The organism is Rhodococcus sp. AG1013 (assembly GCF_003350365.1).
Classification (GTDB): Bacteria; Actinomycetota; Actinomycetes; order Mycobacteriales; family Mycobacteriaceae; genus Prescottella.
Map to the genome: position 1 here is coordinate 417,355 of NZ_QQAT01000002.1, position 24,501 is coordinate 441,855.

Annotated in this window: 23 protein-coding genes and 1 pseudogene; 3 read left to right on the top strand and 21 right to left on the bottom strand. The window is 67.4% G+C overall.

Translation table 11 applies throughout. From position 1 onward, the window contains the following. Window position 1: 1 nt before the first annotated feature. Window positions 2–577 carry a hypothetical protein gene (locus DEU38_RS04515; RefSeq protein WP_114718898.1) on the bottom strand — a complete coding sequence of 192 codons (576 nt, stop codon included), beginning with the start codon at window positions 575–577 and terminating at the stop codon, window positions 2–4. Between the two features lie 136 nt (window positions 578–713). Here DEU38_RS04515 and DEU38_RS04520 point away from each other — a divergent pair, with 136 nt between their 5' ends. Together DEU38_RS04520 and DEU38_RS04525 are read left to right on the top strand one after the other, a co-directional pair. Further along, window positions 714–983, top strand: a complete 270-nt coding sequence (locus DEU38_RS04520; RefSeq protein ID WP_147283452.1) for a hypothetical protein — start codon at window positions 714–716, stop codon at window positions 981–983. 38 nt (window positions 984–1,021) lie between these two features. Next, window positions 1,022–2,731, top strand: coding sequence for an HNH endonuclease signature motif containing protein (locus DEU38_RS04525; protein ID WP_114718900.1), 1,710 nt, complete (start codon window positions 1,022–1,024; stop codon window positions 2,729–2,731). Window positions 2,732–2,747: 16 nt separating this feature from the next. Here DEU38_RS04525 and DEU38_RS04530 read toward each other — a convergent pair whose 3' ends face one another. From DEU38_RS04530 to DEU38_RS04595, 12 genes and pseudogenes are all read right to left on the bottom strand, one after another. Further along, a complete protein-coding gene (locus tag DEU38_RS04530) occupies window positions 2,748–3,731 on the bottom strand; it encodes an endonuclease/exonuclease/phosphatase family protein (protein ID WP_114718901.1) in 984 nt (327 codons plus the stop codon). A gap of 119 nt (window positions 3,732–3,850) precedes the next feature. Further along, a complete protein-coding gene (locus tag DEU38_RS04535) occupies window positions 3,851–5,329 on the bottom strand; it encodes an aldehyde dehydrogenase (protein WP_114718902.1) in 1,479 nt (492 codons plus the stop codon). Further along, the gene (locus DEU38_RS04540) at window positions 5,326–5,973 is read right to left on the bottom strand and encodes an HD domain-containing protein (RefSeq protein ID WP_114718903.1); all 648 of its coding nucleotides are present in this window, start codon (window positions 5,971–5,973) and stop codon (window positions 5,326–5,328) included. The genes DEU38_RS04535 and DEU38_RS04540 overlap by 4 nt, the downstream gene beginning before the upstream one ends. Window positions 5,974–5,979: 6 nt before the next feature. Next, complete coding sequence (locus tag DEU38_RS04545) at window positions 5,980–7,287, bottom strand: NAD(P)/FAD-dependent oxidoreductase (protein ID WP_114718904.1); 1,308 nt, start codon at window positions 7,285–7,287, stop codon at window positions 5,980–5,982. Window positions 7,288–7,289: 2 nt separating this feature from the next. Then, window positions 7,290–7,610: a 2Fe-2S iron-sulfur cluster-binding protein gene (locus DEU38_RS04550; protein ID WP_114718905.1), complete on the bottom strand. Its 321-nt coding sequence runs from the start codon at window positions 7,608–7,610 to the stop codon at window positions 7,290–7,292. Window positions 7,611–7,621: 11 nt separating this feature from the next. Continuing rightward, a complete protein-coding gene (locus DEU38_RS04555; protein WP_114718906.1) occupies window positions 7,622–8,359 on the bottom strand; it encodes an SDR family NAD(P)-dependent oxidoreductase in 738 nt (245 codons plus the stop codon). Between the two features lies 1 nt (window position 8,360). Next, window positions 8,361–10,175, bottom strand: a complete 1,815-nt coding sequence (locus DEU38_RS04560; protein WP_114718907.1) for a PEP-utilizing enzyme — start codon at window positions 10,173–10,175, stop codon at window positions 8,361–8,363. Window positions 10,176–10,243: 68 nt separating this feature from the next. Beyond that, window positions 10,244–11,317: a PEP/pyruvate-binding domain-containing protein gene (locus DEU38_RS28825; protein WP_114719001.1), complete on the bottom strand. Its 1,074-nt coding sequence runs from the start codon at window positions 11,315–11,317 to the stop codon at window positions 10,244–10,246. Between the two features lie 57 nt (window positions 11,318–11,374). Further along, window positions 11,375–12,643: pseudogene (locus DEU38_RS04570) on the bottom strand (cytochrome P450); the annotation flags it as partial. Window positions 12,644–12,645: 2 nt separating this feature from the next. Next, window positions 12,646–13,413, bottom strand: coding sequence for an HD domain-containing protein (locus DEU38_RS04575; RefSeq protein ID WP_114718908.1), 768 nt, complete (start codon window positions 13,411–13,413; stop codon window positions 12,646–12,648). Between the two features lie 76 nt (window positions 13,414–13,489). After that, window positions 13,490–14,242, bottom strand: a complete 753-nt coding sequence (locus DEU38_RS04580; protein WP_254622615.1) for an IclR family transcriptional regulator — start codon at window positions 14,240–14,242, stop codon at window positions 13,490–13,492. A gap of 465 nt (window positions 14,243–14,707) precedes the next feature. Beyond that, a complete protein-coding gene (locus DEU38_RS04595) occupies window positions 14,708–15,130 on the bottom strand; it encodes a hypothetical protein (RefSeq protein ID WP_114718910.1) in 423 nt (140 codons plus the stop codon). Between the two features lie 264 nt (window positions 15,131–15,394). Between DEU38_RS04595 and DEU38_RS04600 the strand changes: the two genes are divergently transcribed. Continuing rightward, on the top strand, window positions 15,395–16,690 hold the full coding sequence (locus tag DEU38_RS04600; protein WP_114718911.1) for a helix-turn-helix transcriptional regulator: 1,296 nt from the start codon (window positions 15,395–15,397) through the stop codon (window positions 16,688–16,690). Between the two features lie 539 nt (window positions 16,691–17,229). Here DEU38_RS04600 and DEU38_RS04605 read toward each other — a convergent pair. The 8 genes from DEU38_RS04605 to DEU38_RS04640 form a co-directional block, all read right to left on the bottom strand. After that, window positions 17,230–17,628 carry a hypothetical protein gene (locus tag DEU38_RS04605; RefSeq protein WP_114718912.1) on the bottom strand — a complete coding sequence of 133 codons (399 nt, stop codon included), beginning with the start codon at window positions 17,626–17,628 and terminating at the stop codon, window positions 17,230–17,232. Then, window positions 17,625–19,226 carry a long-chain fatty acid--CoA ligase gene (locus DEU38_RS04610; protein ID WP_114718913.1) on the bottom strand — a complete coding sequence of 534 codons (1,602 nt, stop codon included), beginning with the start codon at window positions 19,224–19,226 and terminating at the stop codon, window positions 17,625–17,627. The genes DEU38_RS04605 and DEU38_RS04610 overlap by 4 nt, the downstream gene beginning before the upstream one ends. Continuing rightward, entirely contained in the window at window positions 19,223–20,059 is an 837-nt protein-coding gene (hcaB, locus tag DEU38_RS04615) for a 3-(cis-5,6-dihydroxycyclohexa-1,3-dien-1-yl)propanoate dehydrogenase (RefSeq protein WP_114718914.1), read from the bottom strand. The genes DEU38_RS04610 and hcaB overlap by 4 nt, the downstream gene beginning before the upstream one ends. Then, window positions 20,056–20,937 (bottom strand): alpha/beta fold hydrolase, encoded by an 882-nt coding sequence (locus tag DEU38_RS04620; protein ID WP_114718915.1) that lies wholly within the window; start codon window positions 20,935–20,937, stop codon window positions 20,056–20,058. The genes hcaB and DEU38_RS04620 overlap by 4 nt, the downstream gene beginning before the upstream one ends. Window positions 20,938–21,001: 64 nt before the next feature. After that, the gene (locus DEU38_RS04625) at window positions 21,002–21,574 is read right to left on the bottom strand and encodes a 3-phenylpropionate/cinnamic acid dioxygenase subunit beta (RefSeq protein WP_114718916.1); all 573 of its coding nucleotides are present in this window, start codon (window positions 21,572–21,574) and stop codon (window positions 21,002–21,004) included. A gap of 7 nt (window positions 21,575–21,581) precedes the next feature. Next, entirely contained in the window at window positions 21,582–22,811 is a 1,230-nt protein-coding gene (locus tag DEU38_RS04630) for an NAD(P)/FAD-dependent oxidoreductase (RefSeq protein ID WP_114718917.1), read from the bottom strand. Continuing rightward, window positions 22,808–23,158 (bottom strand): bifunctional 3-phenylpropionate/cinnamic acid dioxygenase ferredoxin subunit, encoded by a 351-nt coding sequence (locus DEU38_RS04635; protein ID WP_114718918.1) that lies wholly within the window; start codon window positions 23,156–23,158, stop codon window positions 22,808–22,810. Before DEU38_RS04635 ends, DEU38_RS04630 begins: the two co-directional genes overlap by 4 nt. After that, window positions 23,155–24,492, bottom strand: coding sequence for an aromatic ring-hydroxylating dioxygenase subunit alpha (locus tag DEU38_RS04640; RefSeq protein ID WP_114718919.1), 1,338 nt, complete (start codon window positions 24,490–24,492; stop codon window positions 23,155–23,157). The genes DEU38_RS04635 and DEU38_RS04640 overlap by 4 nt, the downstream gene beginning before the upstream one ends. Window positions 24,493–24,501 lie beyond the last annotated feature (9 nt).

Genomic DNA, 24,501 nt, shown 5'->3' on the forward strand with positions numbered 1-24,501 from the left:
CCTACGAGTCGGACCTCGGCACGAAGAGGCCATGGCTGGTGCGATCGACCACGGTGAGTCGGGCGATCGCCTCGCGCGCATCGGGCTTGGGTCCTCCGGAACGGGTCTTCGGTATCGCGGGCCGGATCGCGCGACCGTCGGCATCGACGAGCCAGAGCATGGAGCATGGGATCCCTGGGGTGCAGTGCGCGCCGCCGGTGTAGTCGCGGGTCTTGCCGAACCACGCCTCGATCCACCAGCCCTGCGGGTCCGAATCCTCGGACAGCGCGGACAGGAGCACGGTGAGATCGCCGGCGTGCCGAACCTCGTCGACCGTCACCTCGGTGCCCACAGGGTTCCCGTTCGCATCGAGGCGCGACCTGCCGAAGGTCGGTTCACAGGACACGACGGCAACGGGAATGACGTTGTCGGGCACCGATCCCGTCGATGGAGGTGTGAAGGTCTGCGCCGTCGGCGGTGGGAAACGGCCGGGGAACATGCCCGGATCCAGGCAATCGACTCCCGCCGCGATCTCCGCGTCGCCGGGCGGACTCGGCGGGCGCTCGTGAAGATGGACGAGGCCCGCCACCGCAACCACGGGACAACCGTGGCGGCAACGGGTCCGAGGATCCTCACAGCTTCGACGATGCCACGAAGTGGCGGGCTGCCGGTGGAGTTCGCTGACTTCGCGGGTGCTCGGAAGTAGCGTGTGTGGTTGACGGGAGGGGTGAGTCATGGGCTTTGCGTCGACACCGGACCGGCACAGGCGATATCGACGAATCGCCTCGTCGGCCGTGGAAGAGATCCTGAACTACTTCGGCAAATGCCCTGTCTGCGGTTATCCCGCGCGTGCCTCCACGATCACTGTGCAGTTCGACGATGGCACTACGGAGTCGCTGGTCGTCGGCACATGTGGCCGCCCCTGCGGTTGGAACGGTCCGGTTCCGGCGACGTTGATGACCTGCGACTATGCGGATCCTGCGCGGGTTGACGTGGTCGAGTGAGTGGGAAGTTGTCGGTGGCCACCTGTAGTGTCGAAAGTATGTTCGATACCGGGGGTGGGGTCGGCGAGATACCGACGGACGGTGGTGTCGCGGGGGACGCGGCGCGGTTCGTGGTGTTGTCGGAGTTGGCGCGGATCGAGAATGCGCATGCGGCGCGGAAGGTTCTGCTGGCGGGCGAGTTGATGCTGTCGGCGCTCGAGCGGGATGTGGCGTTGCGGGGCGGCGATATTCGGGATTGTGGCAACGAGGCGGTCGCGGAGGTGTCGACGAGGTTGGGGTGTTCACACACGATGGCGTCGCATTTCTGCGATCTGGGGGTGGACCTGCGGTTGCGGCTGCCGTTGACGCGGGCGGCGTTCCTCGCCGGAGATCTGGACTACGCCCGGGCGTGGCGGATTCATCGTGAGACGGCCGGGCTACTGCCGGAGACGTTCTCGTTGTTGGAGGCGGAGATCGTGGCGTCGGCCCGCAGGTTGGCGCCGGCGGCGTTGGGGCGGGAGATCCGGGCGTTGATCCTGCGGGCCAGCCCCGGCGAGGCGGCGTCGGATCGGGAACTCGCGGAGGCGGAGTGTCGGGTGGGGGTCCGGCGCCTGGGTCCGTTGTCGGAGTTCTCGGCGGTGCTTCCCGCGGATCAGGGGCAGGCGGCCTGGCAGTTGGTGTGCGAGATGGCCGGCACGGTGTGCGGCAAGGATCGGCGTGGCCGGCAGGCGCTGCTGGTGGATGCGTTGATGGCGTCGCTGCACGGCGAATCCGCCCTGTCCTGCACGTGCGGAAGCGAGCGGTGCCCGAAGGTTGGTGTCGCGTCGATGCCGTCGCGGCGCAAGCCGTTGGTGCAGATCACCGTCGATGTGGCGACCCTGCTGGGCTTGACGGCCTCGCCCGCATACCTGGACGGGCACGGTCCGATCGATCCGCACCTCGCCCGGCTGTTGGCCGAGGACGGGACGTGGCGGGCGATGCTCACGGAGATGCGCGATCTCGCAACAGAACTGGGGCTCACACCGTCGACGAAGCCCACCGAGACTGATACGGGTCCAGGTCCGGATGCGGACACCATTTCGGCGGCGCCGGGCGGCCAAGGCAACGCAACCGAATCCGCGCCACAGCGACGTCAGGGCCTGCAGGTGTTCCGCGCCCGGGGCCGCCGACACCGAGGGGGACGGTTGCCGGAATCGCCGATCCCGTCGTCGTGGTGGGATCGGCCACCACCACTGCCGGGACCGCCACCGGTCGGAGAGGGCACCACGATTGCGGACGTTCTGAACAGGCTCGACACCGACGCGACGTTGCGGCGCGGGCGATTCCCGGACGGGCACGGCGGACAAGCGCAGCCACCGCACGGCGCCCTCACGTACCGGCCGGACGCATCGACCACGAGCATGGTCCGCACCCGCGACGGGCACTGCCGGTTCCCGGGCTGCTCGGTGCCCGCGGCCCGCTGCCAACTCGACCACATCGTCGCCTTCACACACCGCAACCCGATCGCGGGTGGTTGGACCATTCCGTCGAACCTGCAGTGCCTGTGCCAGTTCCACCACAACCTCAAGACGATGGACCGCATCACCGCCACCATGTTGGCGGGCGGCATCCTCGTGTGGTCGAGCAGTTACGGCACCACCACGGTCACTCTTCCCGGCGGGGTCGCGATGACCGACCTCGACAACACGCTCGTCCCGCACCTCCCGCGACGCAGACACCGCCAAACGGCCGACGGCACGCACGAGACCGACGAACCGCCGCCGTTCTGATGCAACTCGTTCCGGCTCAGGATCCGGTCGTGAGCCGCACGTCCGCGACCAGCCCGTGGTGGTCGGATCCGGCAACGTCGATGCGCTCGAACGACGTTGCCGTGGCGCCCTTCGTGAGGATGTGGTCGATCCCGACGACGGCGGGGTAGCGCTTGTCGGTGGGGTACGTCGGCAGGATCCCGGCGCCCAGTTGGTCGGCCGCATCGACGTACCCGCCGTGGCGCAGATCGCGGAACTTGCTGTGCGAGTAAGTGGCATTGAAGTCGCCACTGACGATGACGTTGTCGTGCGCGGCCGACGAATCCATATCGGCGCGCAACCGATCGAAATCTTCCGTCCAATGTGCTGCCGGCGCGATGTACGCGGGCACCGGATGCACGTCGTACAGGATTACCGGCCGGCCGAGTCCGGCATCGACCTCGGCCACCAGATTGGTCAGTGCCATTCCCTCCACCTGGCGGCCGTTCGACAACGGCAGTCGGCTGTAGATGCCGCCACCACCGCCGCCGGTGGTGTGCGGGGCCAGAACCTGATGGGGCAGAAGGTCCTCGAGCCCGGCTTTCCGCAGGGCCTCGACGGACGGGTCGGTCAACTCCTGGATCGTGAGCACATCGATGTCACGTTCCCGCACCATCCGCACCAGGGCCTCCGGATCGGCGGAACCCACCATGATGTTGGACTGCATCACGCGAATCGACGGTCCGTTCTCGTCCACTACCGGTTCTCCGGACGCACCCGCGACGTACAACGGGCCGTACGCCCAGCCGCCGAGCCCGACGACGACCACGGCCGCGGCGAGCAGCAGCCACTGTCGTGCGACGGCCGAGACGATCGCGCCGACCACGGTGGCCAACAGCAGAAGCGGCGCCAACGATGCCAGCACGATCACGATGTTGTTGGAGGCACCCGAGCGGAATGCGGCCAGTGCCGCCACGCCCGCGACGAGTCCCGCCACCCCGACCGCACCCGCGATCAACCGCAGCGCCCTGGATCTCGTCATCGACTCTTCGCCCCCAGATGTTTCGTGCGTTCCGACCAGCGACGGCAGCCTATCCGTTCGGTCCGGAAACGGGACAGGACGTGGACGGGCCCGTGGGGTCGCGCACTACTAGTCGCGCACTACTGCCGGTGGTGGACGGACTGCGGTGTGAGGTAGGCGTTCAGACCCTCGATTCCGAACTCGACTCCCAGGCCGGAGTCTCCACGTCCTCCGAACGGCGCACTGTGGTTCGAGGCGAAGAAGTTGATGCCTACCGATCCGGTGTCGATCCGGCGTGCCACCTCGATGGCACGATCCTCGTTGGTGGAGAAGATGATTCCGCCGAGACCGAACGCGGTGTCGTTAGCGATCGCGACGGCGTCGTCGACGGTCTCGTACCGCATGACAGTGACGACCGGTCCGAAGATCTCCTCGCGGGCGATGGTCATCTCCGCAGTGACATCGGCGAAGACGGTGGGCTGCACGAAGTACCCGCGGTCCGTGTCAGCGCGGCCACCGCCGGTGGTGAGGCGGGCGCCCTCGGCACGAGCGCCCTCGATGTACCCGAGGACCTTCCCGTACTGCGCCTCGGTCGCCGATGGTCCGAAGACGGTGTCGCCGTCGAAGGGGTCCCCCTGCTTGGCCGCGGCGACGGTGCGCGTGACGGTGTCGACGACCTCGTCGTACCGCGCCGCAGGCGCGAGGATTCTGGTCGAGATGTAGCAGGTCTGGCCCGTGTTGCGCATGCAGGACCGGATCAACGCCTGGGCGAAGGCGTCCAGATCGGCATCCTCGAGCACGATCGCCGATGATTTGCCGCCCAGTTCGAGTGTGACCGGCCGCAGTAGTTCACCGCACGCCGCCGCGATCTTCCTGCCGACCGGGGTGGACCCGGTGAATGCAACCTTACGGACCAGAGGATGGCGCACGAGGTGGTCCCCGACGGCGCCCGTTCCGGTCACCAGGTTCACGATGCCGGGTGGGACGCCGGCGGCCGCGACCGCCTCGATGACGAACCGGATCGACAGAGGGGTGGTTTCGGCAGGTTTGATCACGACGGTGCAGCCGGCGATGAGTGCGGGCGCCAGCTTGGCGACGACGAGGTTGATCGGGAAGTTCCAGGGCGCGATGAGGACACACACGCCGACCGGGTCGCGAAAGACGGTGGTCGTGCCGAGCCCGTTCGGGTAGGGGCGCTCGTCGTCGCGCTCGAGATACGACGCCAGTGATGCGAAGTAGCGGAAGATCCCGGCGGCATTCGCCGCACTACCCGAGGTCTCGGCGACAGGGCTGCCGTTCTCTCGGGTGTTCGTCCACGACATCGGTTCGGCCCGCTTGTCGATCTCGTCCGCGATCCGCAGCAGGTACTCCGCGCGGTCGGACGGACGCAGATCCGACCAGCCCGGTCCGCGGAAGGCACGGTCGGCGGCGCCGACCGCGGCATCGACGTCGCGAGTGGAGGCGTTCGGTACCGAACCCCACACCTCCTCGGTGGCCGGGTCGACGACGTCGATGCGCGCGTTGCTCGTGGACGTGACCCAGGTGCCGTCGACGAAGAGATCGTCGACGTGTGTGTAGGGAAGCTCGACCCGGTCCCTGCTCGGCACGGCCCGTGTCATCGCAGCACGTCCGTCTTCAACAGCGCGCGGGACCGATCGAGGTCTGCCACGGCGATCCGGTATCCGGCTTCGGTTTTCAGTTCGGGCAGGATCTCGCTCTCGAGTCGGTCGCAGTACACCGAGGGCGTCATCCCGAACCAGGACGAGGCAAGTGCGATACCGACGGGAGCGAAGCGCCACAGACGGTCGGCGTCGCGCACGAGTTCGTCCTCGAGGGATTTGGCGTCGGGCCGTGTGTCGTGGCCGTCGATGATCTCGCAGACGCGCTCGACGAACTCGTCGTCGTAGCCGAGCGGCGGCAGTACCTCGCGAGCGATGATGCAGCCCTGACGTTCGTGTTCGTACCGGATCGCGGCCTTGCGCCAGTCGCCGCTGAAACCTTCGGAGATGATCCGTGATTCGTCGACACGCCCCCATCCGGTGTCGTGCAGCAGGATCGAGACGCGGACGATGAGCGAGTCTGCCTCGGGGTAGCAGTCGCACAGGCGCTCGGCGTATGCGAACGACGTGGGCAGGTGGATGTCGTTGCCGCGGGCCCGGGACTCGGGAACCACCGACTTCCAGATCGGATCCAAGTCGGTGTCGGCGTCGGGAGCCACGACGATCGGCGAGGTGTCGACGGGAAGGGCGGTAGGGGTACGCATTGCGCACTACCTCGATTCGGATGGAGTCGGAGCCGGGAGCGCGTCCGCGCTCTCGGCGGTGATCGTCTTGAGGGCCGTCGCAGGGTCGGCCGCGAGATCGGCGGGGATGTGGGCACCCTTCGCTAGGGCGCCCCGCACGGCCATGAAGTCGAGCGGGTTGTTGACGCAGTCGGCCGCGATGAGGCGTCCGCCGCGGTAGTACAGAACCGTGTACTTGCCTTTCGCCTCGTCCCTGCGCACGACCGTGGTGTCGTATCCGGTCGACAGGCCCGCGATCTGCAGCTTCAGATCGCCCTGGTTCGACCAGAACCACGGAATGCTGGTGTATTCGGTGCGGCGCCCGGTGAGCGAGTAGGCGGCGATCTTGGCGTGTTCGATGGCGTTGTTGACGCTCTCGACCCGGATCCGGTCGCCCGGGTCGGCGCCGGGCACGGGGTTGGGCATGTTTGCGCAGTCACCCACGGCGACCGTGGTGCCGTCGGAGGCCAGCGCGTACTCGTCGACGCGGACGCCGTCGTTGCAGACGAGTCCCATCGACTGCGCCAGTTCGACATTGGGCACGACGCCGATGCCGACGAGCACGATCTGCGCGGGCAGGACGCGTCCGTCGGTCAACTCGACGCCCGTCACCGCGCCGTCCGCTTCCACGATCCGGGAAACCTTGGCGTCCAACTCGATTCGCATTCCGCGTGTGCGGTGTGCCTCGAGGAGATACTCCGACGTCTCCGGCCCGACGGCCCGGCCGACCAGGCGCGGCCCGGCCTCGAGCACCGTAGCGCTCTTGCCCATCTTCAGGGCGCTCGCGGCCGCCTCGATCCCGATGAACCCGCCGCCGACGACAACGATGTCGGTGGCGTCCGGCATGCGCCGGCGCAACTCGAGGGCGTCGTCGGCATTGCGCAGGTACAGCACCCCGTCCAGGTGGTGGCCCGGTACGTCGATCGTTCGCGCGCGGGCACCGACGGTCAGCGCCAGACGATCGAAGGGGAACCTCGTGCCGGACGCCGCGACGGCGACGCCCGACCCGTCGGGCCCGCGCTCGACGCTGGTGATGCGCTCACCCTTGACCAGCGAAATGCGGTGCTCGTCCCAGTATTCCGCGCTGCGGAAGATCAGCGATTCGGCGGAAACCAGACCCTGCAGGAACTCCTTGGACAGTGCCGGCCGCTGGTAGGGGCGGTGGTTTTCGTCGCCCAGCAGGGTGATCGGCGGGGCGTACCCGAGGGCGCGGAGCGAGCCGGCCAGCTGGACGCCGGCCTGGCTCGACCCGATGACGAGTAGCCCGCTGCCGGCGGCGGAGTCGTCGGAAACCATTGTCACACCTGCGTTTCCGGGGTGCGCACGTGCAGATTCATGCCGTCCGTGAGTTTGACCTGGCAGGACAGGCGGGAGTTGTCCTGGCGGTCCACCGCCGTGCCGTAGAGCATCTCGTCTTCCATGTCGTCCATCGCCGACAGGTCTTCGAACTGGTCCGGCCGGACGAAGACATGGCACGTCGCGCAGGACAGCGAGCCTCCGCACTCGGCGATGATGCCGGCGACGCCGTTGCGCATCGCGACCTCCATGACGGAATCGCCGACACTGCCTTCGACGACGCGGGAGTTGCCGTCGTGATCGGTGTAGGTGACTGTGGGCATTGCTGCGCCTCCTAGATGAACTGTCGGCCGCCGTCGACGACGAGTGTCTGGCCGGTGATGTACTTGCTGTCCGGACCGGCCAGGAACAGTGCGGCTCCGACGATGTCGTCGGGCTGACTGGCCCGCTTGATCGCGCCGCGGTCGACACCGTAGGTCTCGGCCTGTTCCATCAGGCCGTAACTGGCCTCGGTGAGGGTGAAGCCGGGAGCGATCGCGTTGACGGTGATCGACCGCGAACCCAACTCCTTGGCCATGACCCGGGTCAGAGCGACCACGCCACCCTTCGATGCGACGTAGTGCATCCAATTCGCCGATCCGCTGAGAATCGTTGCGGAGGAGAGGTTCACGACAGATCCGCCCTCTGCCAGGTGCGGGCTGCAGGCCCGCGCACACATCCATGGCCCCTTCAGGTTCACCGCCATGACGCGATCCCATTCGCCCGGGTCGATCTCCTCGAAAGCTGACCGGGTCACGCCGGCGTAGATCGCGGCGTTGTTGACGAGGACGTCGATGTGGCCGCCCCCGAACTCGGCGACCGCGGTCGCCATCGCGTCGGTGGATTCCACCGAGGTCACGTCCACCGCCGTCGACAGCGCCTCGGCCCCGCGCTCGCGGAGCTGTCTCGCCGTCTCCTCGGCGCCCTCGGCGTCGATGTCGGCGACGGCCACCCGGTAGCCGCGGTCGGCGAATCCTTCCGCGAATGCGCGGCCGAGTCCTCCTGCGCCACCGGTGATCAGAACGGTTCGCATGTCACTCGCCCACGATCGTGACGACACCCTTGGTGCCGTCGACGTGCAGGCGTTGCCCGGTCTTGATCTGCGTCGACGCGGACCCGGTGCCGGTCACGGCCGGCAGACCGTACTCGCGGCACACGATCGCGGCGTGGCTCATCATGCCGCCGATGTCGGTCACCGTCGCCTTGATCTTCCCGAAGATCGGGCCCCAGGACGGAGCGGTGACCGGGGCGACGAGAATCTCGCCGTCCTGGACGAGAGCCAGTTCGTCTGAACTGGTGATCACGCGGGCGATGCCTTCCACGACACCCGGCGACGCGGCCATGCCACGGAGATTGTCGCCGGACTGGTCGTCGTCGTTGAGCCACTGCTGGACCTGCTCGGTGGTGATGCCGTAGAGCATGCTCGTGAACGGCTCGGTGATGAACTCCGGGGGCGTGTTGAGCGCCGGCTCGGGGCGGCGGGACTTCAGCGCGTCGACGATGCCTCGACGGCGTTCGATCTCGGCGGGCCAGTAGTGCGGTCCGGTCGGCTCGGCGCCGACGGCCCATGCGGTGGCGAGGTCGAACAGGGCTTCGCGCACCTCGCCGCGCTTGAGGTAGAGCAGGTCGTCCTGCTCGGGCCAGAACCCTTCCTCATGCAGCATGCGGGAGAGCTCGCGGACCTTGCGCCAGAAGACGCCCATCGTCCAGTGCTCGATGTAGAAGTTGTGGTTCTCGACGTACGGGTAGGCGGTGCGGGCCAGTCCGAGCTTGGCGTCGAACGACTCTCGCGTGTCGTCGTCGAGCAGGTCGCGGTACTCCTCGGCGATCCGGTCGCGCTCGGCGGCCAGTTCGGCGACCGGGCGCATGATGTCTTGCCCCTCGCCGAGGCGCCGGATGTAGTCGGCGATGTAGCCGAGCGGCAGTTCCTGGTGCTCGATCCAGTACTTGTCGTGGCCGTAGAAGCCGTTGCCGACGGTGAAGTTGAACCACGGATCCTGGGCGCCTTCGTACTGGGTGATCCACCGGGCGCCGTTCTCCGCCGCCGCGATCCGGGCCAGGGTGCCGTCCGGGTCGTCCGTGTTGTCGAACAGCCCGGTCAGCCCGAGCTCGACGGCCAGCTTCGCGAGGCCCTTGAGTTCGTCGTCGGGCCGGAACAGCTCCATGTCGACGCCCTGGACCATCGTCGCGATCGACTGGTCGGGGATGTTCGGGAACACCTCCTTACAGAAGCCGAAGAAGTCGAGGTACGCGATGTACCCGAGGTTGAGGAACTCGAAGTGGTACTGCCAGTTCTGGTAGCAGAGCTGGATCAGCCGGTCGTAGTTCTCGAGCAGAACCTCGGTGCCGTCCATGGCCTTCCCCGAGCGGATGTCCTCGATCGACACCATGTCGGGCAGCTTCGCGAACGACAGCGCGTTCATCTCGTCGATCGTCTGGCGGACCTTCTTGTGCCACTGCTCGAGCAGTGGCTCCCAGTTCTGGTAGTAGTACGCCGCGCGCTCCTCGAACTGCGGTGCGCGGGTGTCGAACTCCTCCTCGGGAGCGGGGATCGGCGACATGTACAGGTAGCCGAGGTGCATCTTGAACTCGATGCCGTTGGAGTTCGGGATGAGCAGGTGCCGGGTGTTGTACTGGCCCAGGCACTTGACGGCGAATTCACCGCCGATGGTCTCGAAGGGCTTGAAGACCGTGGGCCAGTGCTGGCTGTCGCAGAACCAGAACTTGGCGTCGTCGACTTCCTTGCGGTTCGGCTGGAAGACCATGTTGTACGGGTAGAGCTCCTCCCACCCCTCGGCGCCCGCGGGCGTCTCGAGGTCGAAGGGGCTCGGAAAGGACTTCATCGTCATGGGAGTTCCTCTGGAAGGAAAGCGGTGCGGGGCGGGTGCTGGATCTGTACGCGGAGTGCGCGGTCGGATCAGGCGGAGCGCGGCTTGGTCATTGCTCGGCTGATCGAGCTCATGTCGAAGCTCCGTCGAGCAGGCTTGGTGGTCTCGGTTGCCTTGTCCTGAGCGGGTTTTGCAGACCACACGGTTTCGGGGCGGGACTGCAGCAGCAGGAGGTTCTCGCCGTCCGGGAGGTCGGCGTCGAGTGCCCACTCGATGTCCTGCGGGCATCCGTAGTGCTTCTCGGCGCGTTTGGCGATCGCGGCGACGGCCTTCAGTTCCTCGTCGCTCAGGCTCCGGCAGGCGCGGCGGTCGGCGTCGACCTCACGCTCGACGAGGCGGTGGGAGACGGGATCGGGAACCAGTTCGGCGTGTTTGTCGCCGATCGTCTCGGACACCACGGTCAGCATCACCTTGTCGAGCACGATGTTGTCCGGGGTGACCTGACCGGAGACCACCATCTCGCCGACACCGTACGACGCGTCGACGGTGATCTTCGAGCGGTCCCCGTTGGTGGGGTCCATCGTCATCGCGACGCCGGCGACCCTGGCACTGACCATCTTCTGGACCGCCACGGCCATCGAGAGTCCAGCGTCGGGGATGTTGTTCTTCAGCCGGTACGTGATCGCGCGACTGGTGTAGAGCGATGCCCAGCAGTGCCGGATGTGCTCGAGTACCTCGTCGACCCCGTTGAGCCACAGGTAGGTGTCCTGCTGGCCGGCGAAGCTGGCGTCGGGCAGATCCTCCGCGGTCGCCGACGACCGCACAGCCACCGGCACGGGGTGCTCGAATCGTGACTGCAGGCGCTCGTATGCGTCGATCGTCAAGCGCCGCAGCGGCTCCGGGACCGGGCGCGAGGTGATCGCGTCCCTGATCCGGATGGAGATATCATCCACGCGGGTGACGTCCTCGGGATCGAGGCCGGCGAGCAGCTCACGGATCTCGTCGGCGATTCCGGCCGTCGCGATGAAATCGTCGTACAGCGTCGTGGTGAGTGCGAAGCCGGGTGGCACCGGCATGCCGGCCGCCGTCAGCGACACCAGCGACGCGCACTTGCCGCCCAACTGATCGTGCTGCGGTTCCCGCGGGCTGTCGAAGAACTGGATGTACCGTGCCGACGCGGTCTCGGTGGTGCCGTCGGTGTCGGCCCCGCTCTCGCCGAGTGCGTCCCACCGTACCGGTACCGACGTCGGGGCCCGGAACGACAGGTTCTCGCCGAACGTGATCGCGTCGGGATCTACGAGTTCGAGGAACGGCGCTGTTTTCAGTACCTCCTCGACGACGACGCGGGTCTGGAGCTTGGCGAGCATGTTGCCCAGGCAGTAGTGCAGGCCGAAGCCGAAGGCGAGGTGCTCGCGCGCATTGTCCCGAGTGATGTCGAACGTCTCGGGATCGGCGAAGTACGACTCGTCCCTGTTGGCGGAGCCCATCACGAGCAGGACGTTCGCCCCGGCGGGAATGGCCGTTTCGCCGATCATCGTGTCCTCGAGTGCCTTTCGGCGCCACGCGACGATCGAGGGGGAGAAGCGCAGCACCTCCTCGACGGCCTTCGGGATCTTCTTCGGATCCTCCCGCAGCGCCGCCCACTGCTCCCTGTGGGCCAGGAGCAGTCGCAGCGTATTGGAGATCAGTGTCGTGGTCGTCTCGTGCCCGGCGAACAGCAGGCTGTAGCAGACCGACGCGATCTCGTGGTCGGTGATCTCGGTGCCCTCTTGCTGGGCGCGCACCAGGTCGGCGACGAGGTTGTCCCCACCGTGCTCGTGGGCGTGGGCGACCAGTCGCCGGCACTCCTGCCAATACTCGACCAGGTTGTGCGCGTGCGGAATCTGCTGCTCGTCGCTCAGATTGCCCCACGTCATCGCGGCGCGGGAGTCGGACCAGCGCTTGTACTGGTCGACCTGGCTCGTGTCGGCGCCGATCAGTGTCAGGATCGTCACGGTCGGCACGTCGTAGGCGAGGTCGCGCAGCAGGTCACCGCGGCGGTCCTCGTGCGCGAGCAGGGCCCGCAGTTGCTGATCGACATTCGCGCGGACGAACGGCTCGAGTGCCTTGTAGCGGCGTGGAGTGAACGCCTTCGAGGTCGCCTTGCGGATGCGGGTGTGCTCCGGCGGCCTCCGGGCGGACAGTCCGGAGTAGGCGGTGAACCCGCCGTCGTTCATGATCTGCTTGGCCTGCGGCCCCCGTTCACGCACCGGTGCCTGGGCGTTCTCGCTGCTGAAGACCTCCCAGTTGTCGAAGACGGCCTTGATGTCCTCGTAGCGGGTGACCACCCAGCAGTCGATCCGCTCGTCGAACATGACGGGTTCCGCCGAGCGGAGTCGGGCGTAGGCCGAGAACGGATCGTTCATGTCGAACGGTTCGTAGCCATGGTGGGCGACGGGGCAACCACCCGTGGAGACGGTGTCGGTCGTCTTCTGTGTCGGCGCGGACATGTTCACTCCTGGAATCGGGGTGTCGGGTGCTCGTAGAGCGCGGTGTCTGAGGTATTCGTTGCGGCGGAAGACAGTTCGCGAAGCTGCGGTGACACGTCGGTCGACGCGATCGCGGCGAACGCGCGAGCCATCACTCGGGCCGGTTCGGTGCACAGGTGGGCGTGGGTTCGGGACCCCACGAGTCGGAGCGTCTCGGACTGGGCGAGCCCGAACCATCGGCCGACGGTGGCCAGTCCGTGCGGTGTGATCCGCCAGAGCTTGTCGGCATCCTTGACGACCGCGTCGCTGGGGCTTGTGGCCTCGCGGCGGCTGTCGTGACCGTCGATGATTGCGGCGATCTCGTCGATGTCGGTGTCGGGTGTGCCGAGGTCGCCGAGGATCGACCGCGCGATCGCGGCGCCCTCGATCTCGTGGACGCGGACCAGTTCCGGGTGCCGCGGCCGTGGCGCGATCGCCTCCAGCACCAGTTCCTCCGGGACCGTCGACCAGCCGACGTCGTGGAGCAGGATCGCCGGCAGCACGATCTCGGGCCGCGCCCCCGGTACCTGGTCGAGTAGCGCGCGGGCGATGCCGAAGGCATACAGGGTGTGGGCGTCGTTGTCCCGTACCCGTAGGTACGGAGCAGCGCGCCGCCAGATGCGATCCTGAGGCGGGTCCATGTCGATCAGGTGCGGAACGTCACCGGTCGCCGGAACGAGAGCCCGGATGTCCCTGCCGAGGAGGCCGGTGTCGTCAGCGTCGCCTCGGTGCCGTGTGGTGGCGGTCTCCATGTCGTCCTCCTTATGACGTGGACCACTCTTGCTTCCGCCCGCGACGCAGCCAAGCAGGATCTTCCGATGAACGGAATCAACCGAGCCAGAAGGTTCGTATTGCCTGTTCAACGGGCTGCGGCAAAGCCTTGAAGACCTTCTCCAGCCGCGCGCCGGTGCCGCGGAGTGGGGGAAGGAAGCGCGCAATGTCGGCCGATCGGCTGCTCGGGAGCACGATTCCGATCGCTGCGACGACTTCGTCGTTCGGCGCGCGGACCGGTATCGCCACCGAACAGGACCCGAGGGCCATCTCCTCCTGGGTCCTCGCGTAGCCCTGTTCACGGATGGTGTCGAGTTCGCGCGCGAGCCGCGCCGGTTCGGTGATCGTGAATCTCGAGCGACGCTCGAGAGTGTGGGCCAGGTACGTCTCCCTGAACCACGGGTCCTGGTATGCCAGGAGCACCTTGCCGACAGCGGTCGGGTGCAGGGGGAGTCGGCTGCCGACGCGCGCCAGTCGGGGGACGCGTCTGCTTCCGTAGATGCGATCGACGTAGATCACTTCGGTACCGCGGCGCACCACGAAGTGAACGGTCTCGTGGGTGAGATCGAAGAGGTCCTGGAGCGGCGGATGGACGATGTCGCGGAGCCGGAGCCCGGCGTTCTGACCGATTTCCCACAGCCGGATGCCGATCTGGTAGCGGCCGTCGGGTCCGCGCAGCAGTGCGCCCCACTGCTCGAGTTCGCCGACCAGGCGATGAACCGTCGTCAGCGGCATGCTCGTCGCGGCCGCGATGGTGCTCAACGCGTGTGGGCCAGGATCCTCCCCGAATACCTCCAGGATTGCGAGCACGCGCGATGCTGTGGTTCGGCCGGCTTCCCGGGGAGTACCTGCCATGTCGAACCGCCTTCCGACTCTAGGGCCCCCTCGTCCCCAGATCCTGCTCCATCGGGCCGATCGTCACTACATCGCCGGGGTGGAGATCGGTGAGCTCGTTAACCTGGCCGACTCGCATCCTGCCGCTGACGACGTACGCGTGGACGAGGGTTCCGGCGGAGTCGGGTGGCCGAACGGGCGAGCCTGACCCGGTTCCGCCGCGTCGAGTCGGTTCCTCCAGCGACCCATCATCGCAAACTGCAGCCACGGTGCTTCCAGCGTCGATCCCGGCGACGCCACGAACGTCATCCGGGCGGCATCGTGCAGGTGACAGTAATCACACTGGCCGGAAACGGACGGCTGGTGTCGACTACCTCGATGCGCCGCCGGTCCTCCGCTCCATCGGAGGGCATAGGACGCTCGGAGCCTGGTGATCCCGCGTCAGAACGGGGTGGACGTCATAGTGACGATGACAGCGGAAATGGTGGCCACTGCCATCGCGCCGAGCACTACCAGTCCTGCAGCAGCGGTGAGTTGGTTCCATCCGGCGACCATGAGCACGATCGCGACGACGGCGACGAGTGCATCGAGCACGACCGAGATGATCACGGCGGCGTCGATGTCGGTGAGCGCCCTCGCCAGCGCTGTCATGGCGATGCCTTGGATGACGAACCCGACCCCTATGGTCGCGAGTACTGCGGTCGCGATACCGGTACCTGCCGCGAATCCGTTGGCCAGGAGTGCCAGGGGGAGGATGCCGTAGAGGATCCGAGCGATTCCGACACCGCTGATCGTCCATCGGGTGACTGTCTGACGGGCCTGGTCATGGGTGGCCGGCAAATGGGCCTGGTCGGGAGTTGCCACATTTATGGGCACGGTGTCGTATGTCACAATTCTCACCTCGAGTGTAGTGGGTCACTTATGGACGCGATTTCGCGGCCTGAGGACCGCCATTAGTAATGGTTGACGACTGCGGTGCAAGCGACCGGATCGGATTCGAGTTTGGCGGCAGCGGTCGGTGTCCGACGTGAGGTGCACCAGCGAGATCCATCCGGAAGCATTGGCCAGTAAGGGTTTTCATCGGCTCCCATCGCGACTCCCTAAGCGCTTCAGGGTAGATGTGGGTCCATGATCGTCCCGAAAGCGGATGTAATTCGGATTCGTGCTCGAAGGCCCAGAACCAGAACATCACTCATTGCCGAATTCGACCTCGTGCAAACAGACGAAATCGGCGATAATCGAAGAACCCCGTGCTGTGCACCCGACCTCCACAAGGGGTGGTCGATGATCAGAGTCGATGAATTCTCCCGCCTTGTGTCCGCCATCTACGCGACGGCCCTCGCTCCCGAACAGTGGAATTCGGTACTCCGCGGTCTCGTACGCGCCTTCGACGGTCACGGTTCCGGCCTGCTGACGTCGTCGAGGAGCAAGCGACGAGCCGACTGGCAGGTCGGTGGTGAGCCTTCCGCGCAAGCCGCCTACAACGAGTACTACGGTCGACTCGACTATGTGGCAGAAGTCGTGGAAAGCGCTCCGATCGGCATCATTCACACCGGCACCGAGTTGATCTACCCCCACGTGAACACGGAGTTCTACGCCGACTGGTGCCGCCCCAATCATTTCGAGGACGGCCTGTTCGTCCGACTGACCAGCGGTAGCAACACCGCGTGGCTGGGAGTTGCCGCCGAGCGGGGCCCGGAACCGTTCGGAACCACCGATCGGCTTTCGTCGTTCCGACAGTTGATTCCGCACCTACAACAGGCAATTCACACCCAAGCGAGACTCGCGGACCTTGCGCAGAGTGAACGCGACCTGTCCGCGGCGCTCGAGCAGGTGTCGCGCGGCATCGTGATCATTGGACCGGACACACGGATTCTGCACCTCAACACCGCAGCCGAGAGAATCTTCGTTTCCGGCGACGGCCTTCACCTCGATCGGCAGGGATCTATTTCAGCGTCCCTCACGCGTTCTGATCGAGAACTCCGCTCTCTCATGTACCGCGCGCTGAACGCACACGGCGACGGTGTTTCCTCCGGAGGCTCAGTCTCCTGCCCCCGCCCGTCCGGACGATGCGAATATGCAGTTCACGTGGTCCCTCTCAGTGCGGAGACCGTCGAGGAAACCATCGGACTGGACGCATCGAAGGCCACCGCACTCGTGGTGATCGACGACCCCGATCGCGTACCCAAATTGGACACCGCCATGTTGCGCCGGCTGTACGCGCTCACCAGCACGGAGGCGGAGGTCGCGCTGCGGGTCGCTCAGGGCGATGGGTTGAGGCCGATCGCCGAGGAACTCTCCGTCTCGACCACCACCGTCAGAACCCATCTTCAGCACATCTTCGAGAAGACCACCACGCACCGCCAGGCCGAACTCGTCCGACTCCTTCTGTCCATCGGCCCGGCAGGCAACCCCGGGCCATAGCTTCGAACAGTGCCGGCCGCATACCGGGATTTCTGTGACTCGCTTCCGGATGAGCTTGGGCGAGCGCTTGTGTGAGGTAGTCGATAGGGCCCTGCCGTCAGGACACGGGAGCAGATCCTGCAGGTGTTCGCGGATGTGGCCCTGCACGCACGATTCTCGCGGATCGACAACTACGGGCAGTATCGGGGGATGCCGCTCAGTCGGTGTTTCGGGAAGGTGCGCTGACAGCGTCGGAAGGCGGGGCTGCGATGGGTTCGGAGTCGATTCCGGCGAGGAGACCACGACGAATCGTGTCGTCCGACGCGCAGGAGATCTTGAATGGGTACCGCGATGCGCTCGCAGGCGGATGGGCCGTAACGTCGAATCTGCAGTGCCAGTGCCCGTAAGAGTGCGTGACACCGATGAGTCGAGGCCGGCACCCGGGGCGACGCACTGACGGATGTACCGGAAGGTGTCTCGTATGGGGGCGCCGCGGGAGGCCCCGAAAACGTAAGCCGGGCGGTGGGATTCGGTGGAATCCCACCGCCCGTGCGGCGTGATCAGAGGGGGAGGTCGTCGACGGCGGTCGGCGCGTCGGCGACCCAGCCGGGCTCCATGACCAGGAGGGAGAGCTCCGTGATCCCCCGGCGCTCGCCCGGGACGTCGACGTCGACGACGTACCGGAACCCGGCGTCCTCCGCGAACGCGATCGCGGCCAGGTCGCCGGCCGGGACCGGCAGCACGATGCGTCGGCAGGCCGGGTTCTCTCGAAGGACCCGCTCCCCGAGCCCGCGCAGGGTCTCGGCGTCGCGCGGGCCACGGATGTCGAGCTCCAGGTCGGCGATGCCGGCCGGGTACGCGTTGCCGAGCGGCCCGCGCACGGCGTACCGCGCGCGGACCTCGACCGGAGCGTCACCGTCGGTGACGCTGTACGTGAGCGGCCAGCCCGGCGTGCTCATCGGCTCAGCGAGCCGTGGCCGTCGGCGGCCAGCTTGCGCAGCGAGACCTTGTCGAGCTTTCCGGATCCGTTGCGCGGCAGCGAGTCCAGCACCAGCAGCTCCTTGGGGAGCTTGTACCGCGCGAGGCGCTCGCTGGTGAACTCGCGGATCTCCTCGAGCGTCGGATCGGTGTCGGTCGACACGACGAGGACCGCGACGACGATCTCGCCCCACTTGGGGTCCGGGGCGCCGACGACGGCCGCGTCGGTCACGCCCGGGTACTCGACGAGCACCCGTTCGACCTCGGCCGGGTAGACGTTCTCGCCGCCCGTGATGACCATGTCCTTGATCCGGTCGACGATGTAGAGGAATCCCTCCTCGTCGAGGCAGCCGAGGTCACCCGAGTGGAACCAGTTCTCGGCATCGAACGCCGCGTCCGTGGCCTTCTGGTTGGCCCAGTAGCCCGGGGTGACGTTCGGTCCGCGCACGCAGATCTCGCCGGCCGCGTTGGGCTCGGTGAGCGTTGCACCGGTCACCGGATCGACGATCTTGATCTCCGTGAACGGCATCGGTAGACCCGCCGACGACGCCCGCTCGAGCGTGCGCTCGGGTGGCAGTGACGTCGCGAACGGCGCCGTCTCGGTCAGGCCCCACGCCTGCTGCAGTGCGACACCGTGGTGGCCGTATTCCTTGACCAGGCTGGGCGGCACCGGCGCGCCGGCAACGATCGCCGAGCGCAGGTGCGAGAGGTCAGCGTCCGCGAAGTGCGGCAACTGGGCGATCGCCGAGAACATGGCCGGCACCGCGAAGATCGTGTTGATCTTGTACTCCACCAGGTCGGCGAGCGTGCGGGCCGGGTCGAACGTGCGGCGCACCAGCGTCGCACCGCCGCGGGCGAGGCTGCGCAGTGTGAACGAGTTGAGGCACCCGATGTGGAACAGCGGCGCCACCGCGAGGTTCACGTCGCGGCGGTTGGTGTCCACGACGGAGTCCACGTTGAACGAGTTCCACCAGATGTTGCCGTGCGTGAGCATGACGCCCTTGGGGCGTCCGGTGGTACCCGACGTGTACATCAGCGCGGCCAGGTCGTCCGCGAAGCGGGGGAGCGGGGTGAGTTCCACCTCGAGTGCCGCGCCTCGTTCGAGTGCGGCCGTCAGCTTCTCCCAGCGCTCGGACGGCTCGTCGGTCAGCGGCACCGCGTCGTCGTTGTCGACCGCGATGAGCCGCGGCGGAAGCACCGCCGGGTCGATCTCGTCGACCAACGGCATGTGGCTGGGCTCGACGACCAGCACACGCGGTCCGAAATCGCTCAGCTGGTAGGCGATTTCGGCGGCAGCGAGCCGGAAGTTGACCGGCACGAAGACCGCGCCCACCCACGCCGACGCGAGGTAGCTCACGAGGAAGGTCGGGCTGTTGAGGCCGAGGTAGCCCACCCGGTCGCCCTTGCGGACGCCCGCCGCGTGCAGCGCCAGCGCCGCCGAGTGCACGCGCGCGGTGAGCTCACGGTAGTTCAGCTCCTGGCCCTCGTAGATGAGGGCGGTGTTGGCGCCGTGCAGCCGGCCCAGCGACTGCAGTGCACGGGCGGGGCTGATGTTCACAGGGGTCTTGTCGGTGCTCACAGATCGTCTCCGCCCGCTGCGGTGCGGAATCCGCGAGCGGCGATGCCGCCGTCGACGGGAATGATCGCACCGGTGATGTTGGAACTGTTGGCCGCGGAGGCCAGCAGCACGTACGGCGCCGTGAAATCGGCAGGTTCGACACTCGCGTCGTGCAGCGGCAGGAGCGGGTTGTCACCCGTCGTGGTGCCGCGCGCGAACGACGCCTCGATGGAACGGTCGGCCAGTCCGATCGACTCGGGGCCGCGCAGGTCGGTGCGCATGCCGCCGGCCGCGACACCGTTGACGCGAACCTTGGGAGCCAGCTCGTACGCCAGTTCCAGCACGAGTCCGCGGCAGGCGTGCTTGCTCGCGGTGTACAGCGGTCCGCCTCCGTTCGGATAGAAGGCCGAGTTCGACAGCGTCATCACGACGCTGCCGCGGGTCTTGACCAGCTCACGCCACCCCGCCTCGACGGCCAGCAGATAGCCCTTGACGTTGATGGCGAACAGCTCGTCGAACGCCGCGGACAACGCGTCGCCGTCCAGCCGGGTGATGCTGCGCTGGTAGTCCCAGATACCCGCGTTCGGCACCAGGGTGTCGAGTTTACCGAAGCGCGCGACGGCCTCGGTGACCGCGCGATGCTGGTCGGTGGTGGACCGGACGTCGGCCTCGACGGTGTGCACCCGGTCGGCGAGATCGCCGACCGACTCGATCAGGTCGTCCAGCTTGGCGGTGTCACGGTCGGCGACCACGACGGAGGCACCCTCGGCGAGGAAGCGCTCGGCGATCGCCCGGCCCAGCCCGGAGCCACCGCCGGTGATGAGGGCGACGTTGCCCTCGAGCCACCCGGTCATGCGTCCCCCGAACAGTCCGCCAGGAAGTCGGCCACGAGCCGCTCGAACTCCTTCTGACGCTCGACCTGGACCCAGTGGCCGCACTTGCTGAACGCGTGCAACTGCACGTCGGGGATCTGCTTGAGCATCAGCTGCGAGCCCTCGAACGTGATGGTGCGGTCCTCGGTGCCCCACAGCAGCAGCGTCGGAGCCTTGATCTTGTGGGCGTTGCGCCACAGCGGATCCATGCCGTGGCGGCGGGCGAACGCGGCGTTGTAGCGGTGGTAGAACTCGATGTGGCTCTCGTCGAGCGACGCCTCGTAGCGGGCCTCGATGTTCGCGTCGTCGAACTGCTTGGGATCGGCGACCATCGTGCGGACGAAGTCCTTCATCTTCTTCACGCTCGGGCCGCCGCCGTTGTAGTAGCGGAACATGGCCTTCTGGCCCTCAGTCGGCGTCGGGCCGAACGGCAGCCAGCCGCCGCCCGGCGCCATCAGCACCAGACGGGTCACCCGCTCGGGGACGGCGAGCGCGAGCGCGATCGCGGCGGCGCCGCCGAGGCTGTTGCCCATGAGATGGAACTTCTCGATGCCCATCGCATCGAGGGTCTGGATCAGTGCGTCGACGGTGATCTGCGTGATGCTGCGCTCGTGCAGGTCCCCGTCGGTGGGGCGGTAGCTGCCGCCGAAGCCCGGCTGGTCCGGCAGGACAACGCGGAAGTGCGGCGTCAGCGCCGGCAGGTTCTGGCTGTAGTTGGCGATCGCCGACGCGCCCGGGCCGCCGCCGTGCAGCATCACCAGGACGGGGCCACTGCCGGCCTCGCTCACCTTGATGGTGCCCAGCGAGGTTTCGACCTCGCGGGTGCTCAGGGCTGTCTCCGCCGCTGCATTCGTTGTCACTGTTTCACGCGCTCCTGTGTCTGGGAAGAGTCGGTGTCGGGATGGGATCGTCGCCGTGGCGCGATCAGAAGAAGGTGCTGATGTTCTTGGCCAGCAACACGTTCTGGTCGAGCAGGATCGTGCGGCGGGCGACGAGCAGCGAGCCGGGAGGGCCGTCGGGGTTCTCGCGGAGGATGTCCTCGCGTCCGCCCGAGTAGATGTCGACCTCGCGTTCGAGACGGTTGCGGTAGACGAGGAAGTTCGAGCGGACGTGCCATTGGCCGATCTCGCGCTCGTCCTCGTCGGCGTGGCGGACCACGACGTTGCTCACCAGGTGCCGGGTGCGCGACGGCGGATCCTCCGCCCACGCCATGCCGGAGTCGAAGCGGCGGATGCGCCACGCCAGGCTGGCGCGGGTCTCGTCGAAGAATGCGGCCTCACCGCGCGCGGCGACCGCGAGCGACTGCTGGCGCCGCAGGCGGTTGGTGCGGGTGGGAGCCCAGTAGTGCAGGTCCTCCGCCAGCAGGTCGAGCCAGTCGGTGAACCGGCCGTCGTCGATCAGCTCTGCTTCGTGGAAGTACAGCTGCTGCACCCGGAAGTGGGTGTCGGCGTCGGCGGTGGGGCGCTGCGTGGTCGGCTGGGTGGTGTCGGTTGCCATGAGTCAGTCATCCTTTGGCGAGCTTGCGCAGGTTCACGGTCGGGTCGGCCAGCGCGGCCGGATCGACGGGAAGTGCGCGGTCGATGATGATGCGCGCGGCCCGCACGGCGGGGCCGCCGTCGATGAACGCGGCGCCGACCAGGGTGTTGCCCCGGACCCGGAACGCCATCTGCGGTCGGGTGGCGTCGTCGGCGTACGGCCGGATCACGGTCTCGCCTTCGGCGGTCATCGATCCGACGCCCTGCACGTGGATGCCGTGCCGGTCGGACCAGAACCACCCCGCGCACTCGGGCTCGGGGTCTTCTCCCAGGACGCGGGCGGCCACCGCGCGTCCGTTGAGCTGCGCTGCCTCCCAGTGCTCCTCGCGACGATGGAGTGTGCCGTCGGCATCACGTCGGCGTGCCACGTCACCAGCGGCGTACACCGCGGGATGGCTCGTCCGCAGGTTCTCGTCCACCAGGACACCGCCGTCGACGTCGAGGCCCGCGGTTTCCGCGAGTTCGGTCGACGGGATCGAGCCGATGCCCACCAGGACCGCGTCGGCGGGGAGTTCGTCGCCGGTCGTGAGGACGACGACCACGCTGTCGTCGTCAGTCGAGCGGATCTCGGCGACGCCCGCCGTGTGCACGTCGATGCCGTTGGCGGCGTGCTGGTCGTGGAGGTAGCGCGCGAGCTCCGGGCCCACGGCGGGGGCGATGGGGGGATCGATCGGATCGACCAGGGTGACGGACGCTCCGAGCTGCAGTGCGGCGGAAGCGGTCTCGGCACCGATCAGGCCCGCGCCGATCACCACCAGGCGAGCGCCGGGTACCAGGCGGGCCTTGAGGGCGCGGGCATCGTCGATGGTGCGCAGCAGGTGGACCTGCGGCAGGCCACCGCCGGGCACCGGCAACGGGCGCGCGCCGGCGCCGGTGGTCAGGATCGTCACGTCGGCGTCCAGACGAGTGCCGTCCGCCAGTTCGACCACACCCTCGTCGGGCTTCAGTGCCGTCACGGCGACGCCGGTGCGCAGCGTGACCCTCTGTGCGAGATACCAATCCGGCTTGGCGAGAGCGAGATCTGCCTCGTCGGCGGTACCGAACATGAACGCCTTGCTCAGCGGCGGACGGTCGTACGGCGCGGGTCCGCCGTCGACGAGGGTGATCTCACCCTCGAAGCCGCGGGCCCGCAGTTCGCCGGCGGCGCTGACTCCCGCCAGACCGCCGCCGACCACGACGACTGCGGAGGGGGTACTCACTGCGCCTCTGCGTTCTGGCCGGGGTAGAGCCAGATCTCGTCGTCGGTGACCTCGACCTTGTGGGCCGCGACGTCCTCGGTGGCCGGCATCGAGAGCACCGAGCCGGTGCGCAGGCAGAACCTGCCCGAGTGCAGCGGGCATTCCACCTGGCCGCCCTCGATCCAGCCGTCGGCGAGCGACGCCTCGCCGTGGGTGCAGCGGTCGTTCAGGGCGAAGTACTCGCCGTCGTCGTGGAAGACGGCGATCGGCTCGCCGGTGCCGGTCTGCTCGGCGTCGACGACCAGCGCCTCGCCGTCCTCGATGTCGCCGACCGCGCCGACCTTGATCCTGGTGATGGTCTCGCTCACTTCGCGCCCTTTTCGTGCCATGCCGGTGTGTTCATCAGTTCTGCCCAGCGTCGGTAGAAACCGCGGCCGGCGGCGTCGCTGTACAGCTCGCTCGTCTTGCCGGGGTAGACGCCGTCCTCGCGCTCGCTGCCCAGGCCCATCTGGTAGTTGAGCGGCACACTGTTGGTGATGAAGCCGCCCGCGATGGCCTGGCACTCGCTCCAGTTCTCTCCGTCGTCCTGCTCGAAGATGCCGCTGGGACCGAACGTGCGCAGGTTGTACAGGCGCTGGGCCTCACGCACTTCCTCGGGCATGGACTTGTCGACGATCGTCCACGCCCAGACCTCCATCTTGTCCGGGCCCTTCGGGTGCCAGACGCGGATGCTGCCGTTGACCGGCAGGTACGAGAAGTTCGGGAAGACGGTCGCGTGGCCCGTGGTCATCGGGCCCTCGACGCGCTCGTCGCCGAGGCGCTCACGCAGCGCGTCGTAGTCGTAGTACTCGTGCACCGGCTGCGCGTCGAAGCGGCTGCGCGGATGCGTCGGGAACCCGGCGCCGTGCCCCATCGGATCGCTGAACTGGCGGCCCGGCGTGTTGACGATCTCGGCCTTCGGCCCACGGCCGGTGGGGGAGAGCACCATCAGCGCCGACGCGTGCGACATGTTGACGTGGTACCAGTCGGTGGCGAACTGCTCGGCCGCCAGCTTCCAGTTGCCGTCGAGCACCCACTTGTGGATACCGCCCACGGCGACCGTGCCCTCGGGATCGCGGTCGAGCATCGCGTCCATGTAGTAGGTCATCCCGCCGAGTGCTTCCTTCAGCGGCGGTGCGTCGGGGTTCCACGTCGCGAAGACCAGGCCGTGGTACGTGTCGAGCTGCGCGACCTCGACCAGGCCCCAGTCCTTCTTGTCGAAGCTCTCCGGGTAGCCCGCCTCGTTGGGGACGCTGACCAGCTTGCCGGCGGTGTCGAAGCTCCAGCCGTGGTACGTGCACGTGAAGTTCTTGGTGGCGCCGAAGTCGGCGCGGCACACGCGGGCGCCGCGGTGGCGGCAGGAGTTGAGGAACGCGCGGATCTTGCGGTCCTTGCCCATCGACACGATCACCGGATCCTCACCCATGAAGGTGGTGAGGAAGTCGCCCGGCTTGGCGAACTGCGACGTGTGGCCCAGGAACAGCCAACTGGGCGCGAAGATGCGGCGCAACTCCTGCTGGTAGATCGCGTGGTCGGTGAAGACCGCACGGTCGACGTAGCCGTTGTCGCCGTCCACCATCGTGGACACGTCCACGAACTTGGTGAGGGCGGCCGGCCTCTGGATCGAACCCTGGGGAACGGCGTTGCCGTCGGAGGTACACATAGGTCGTCT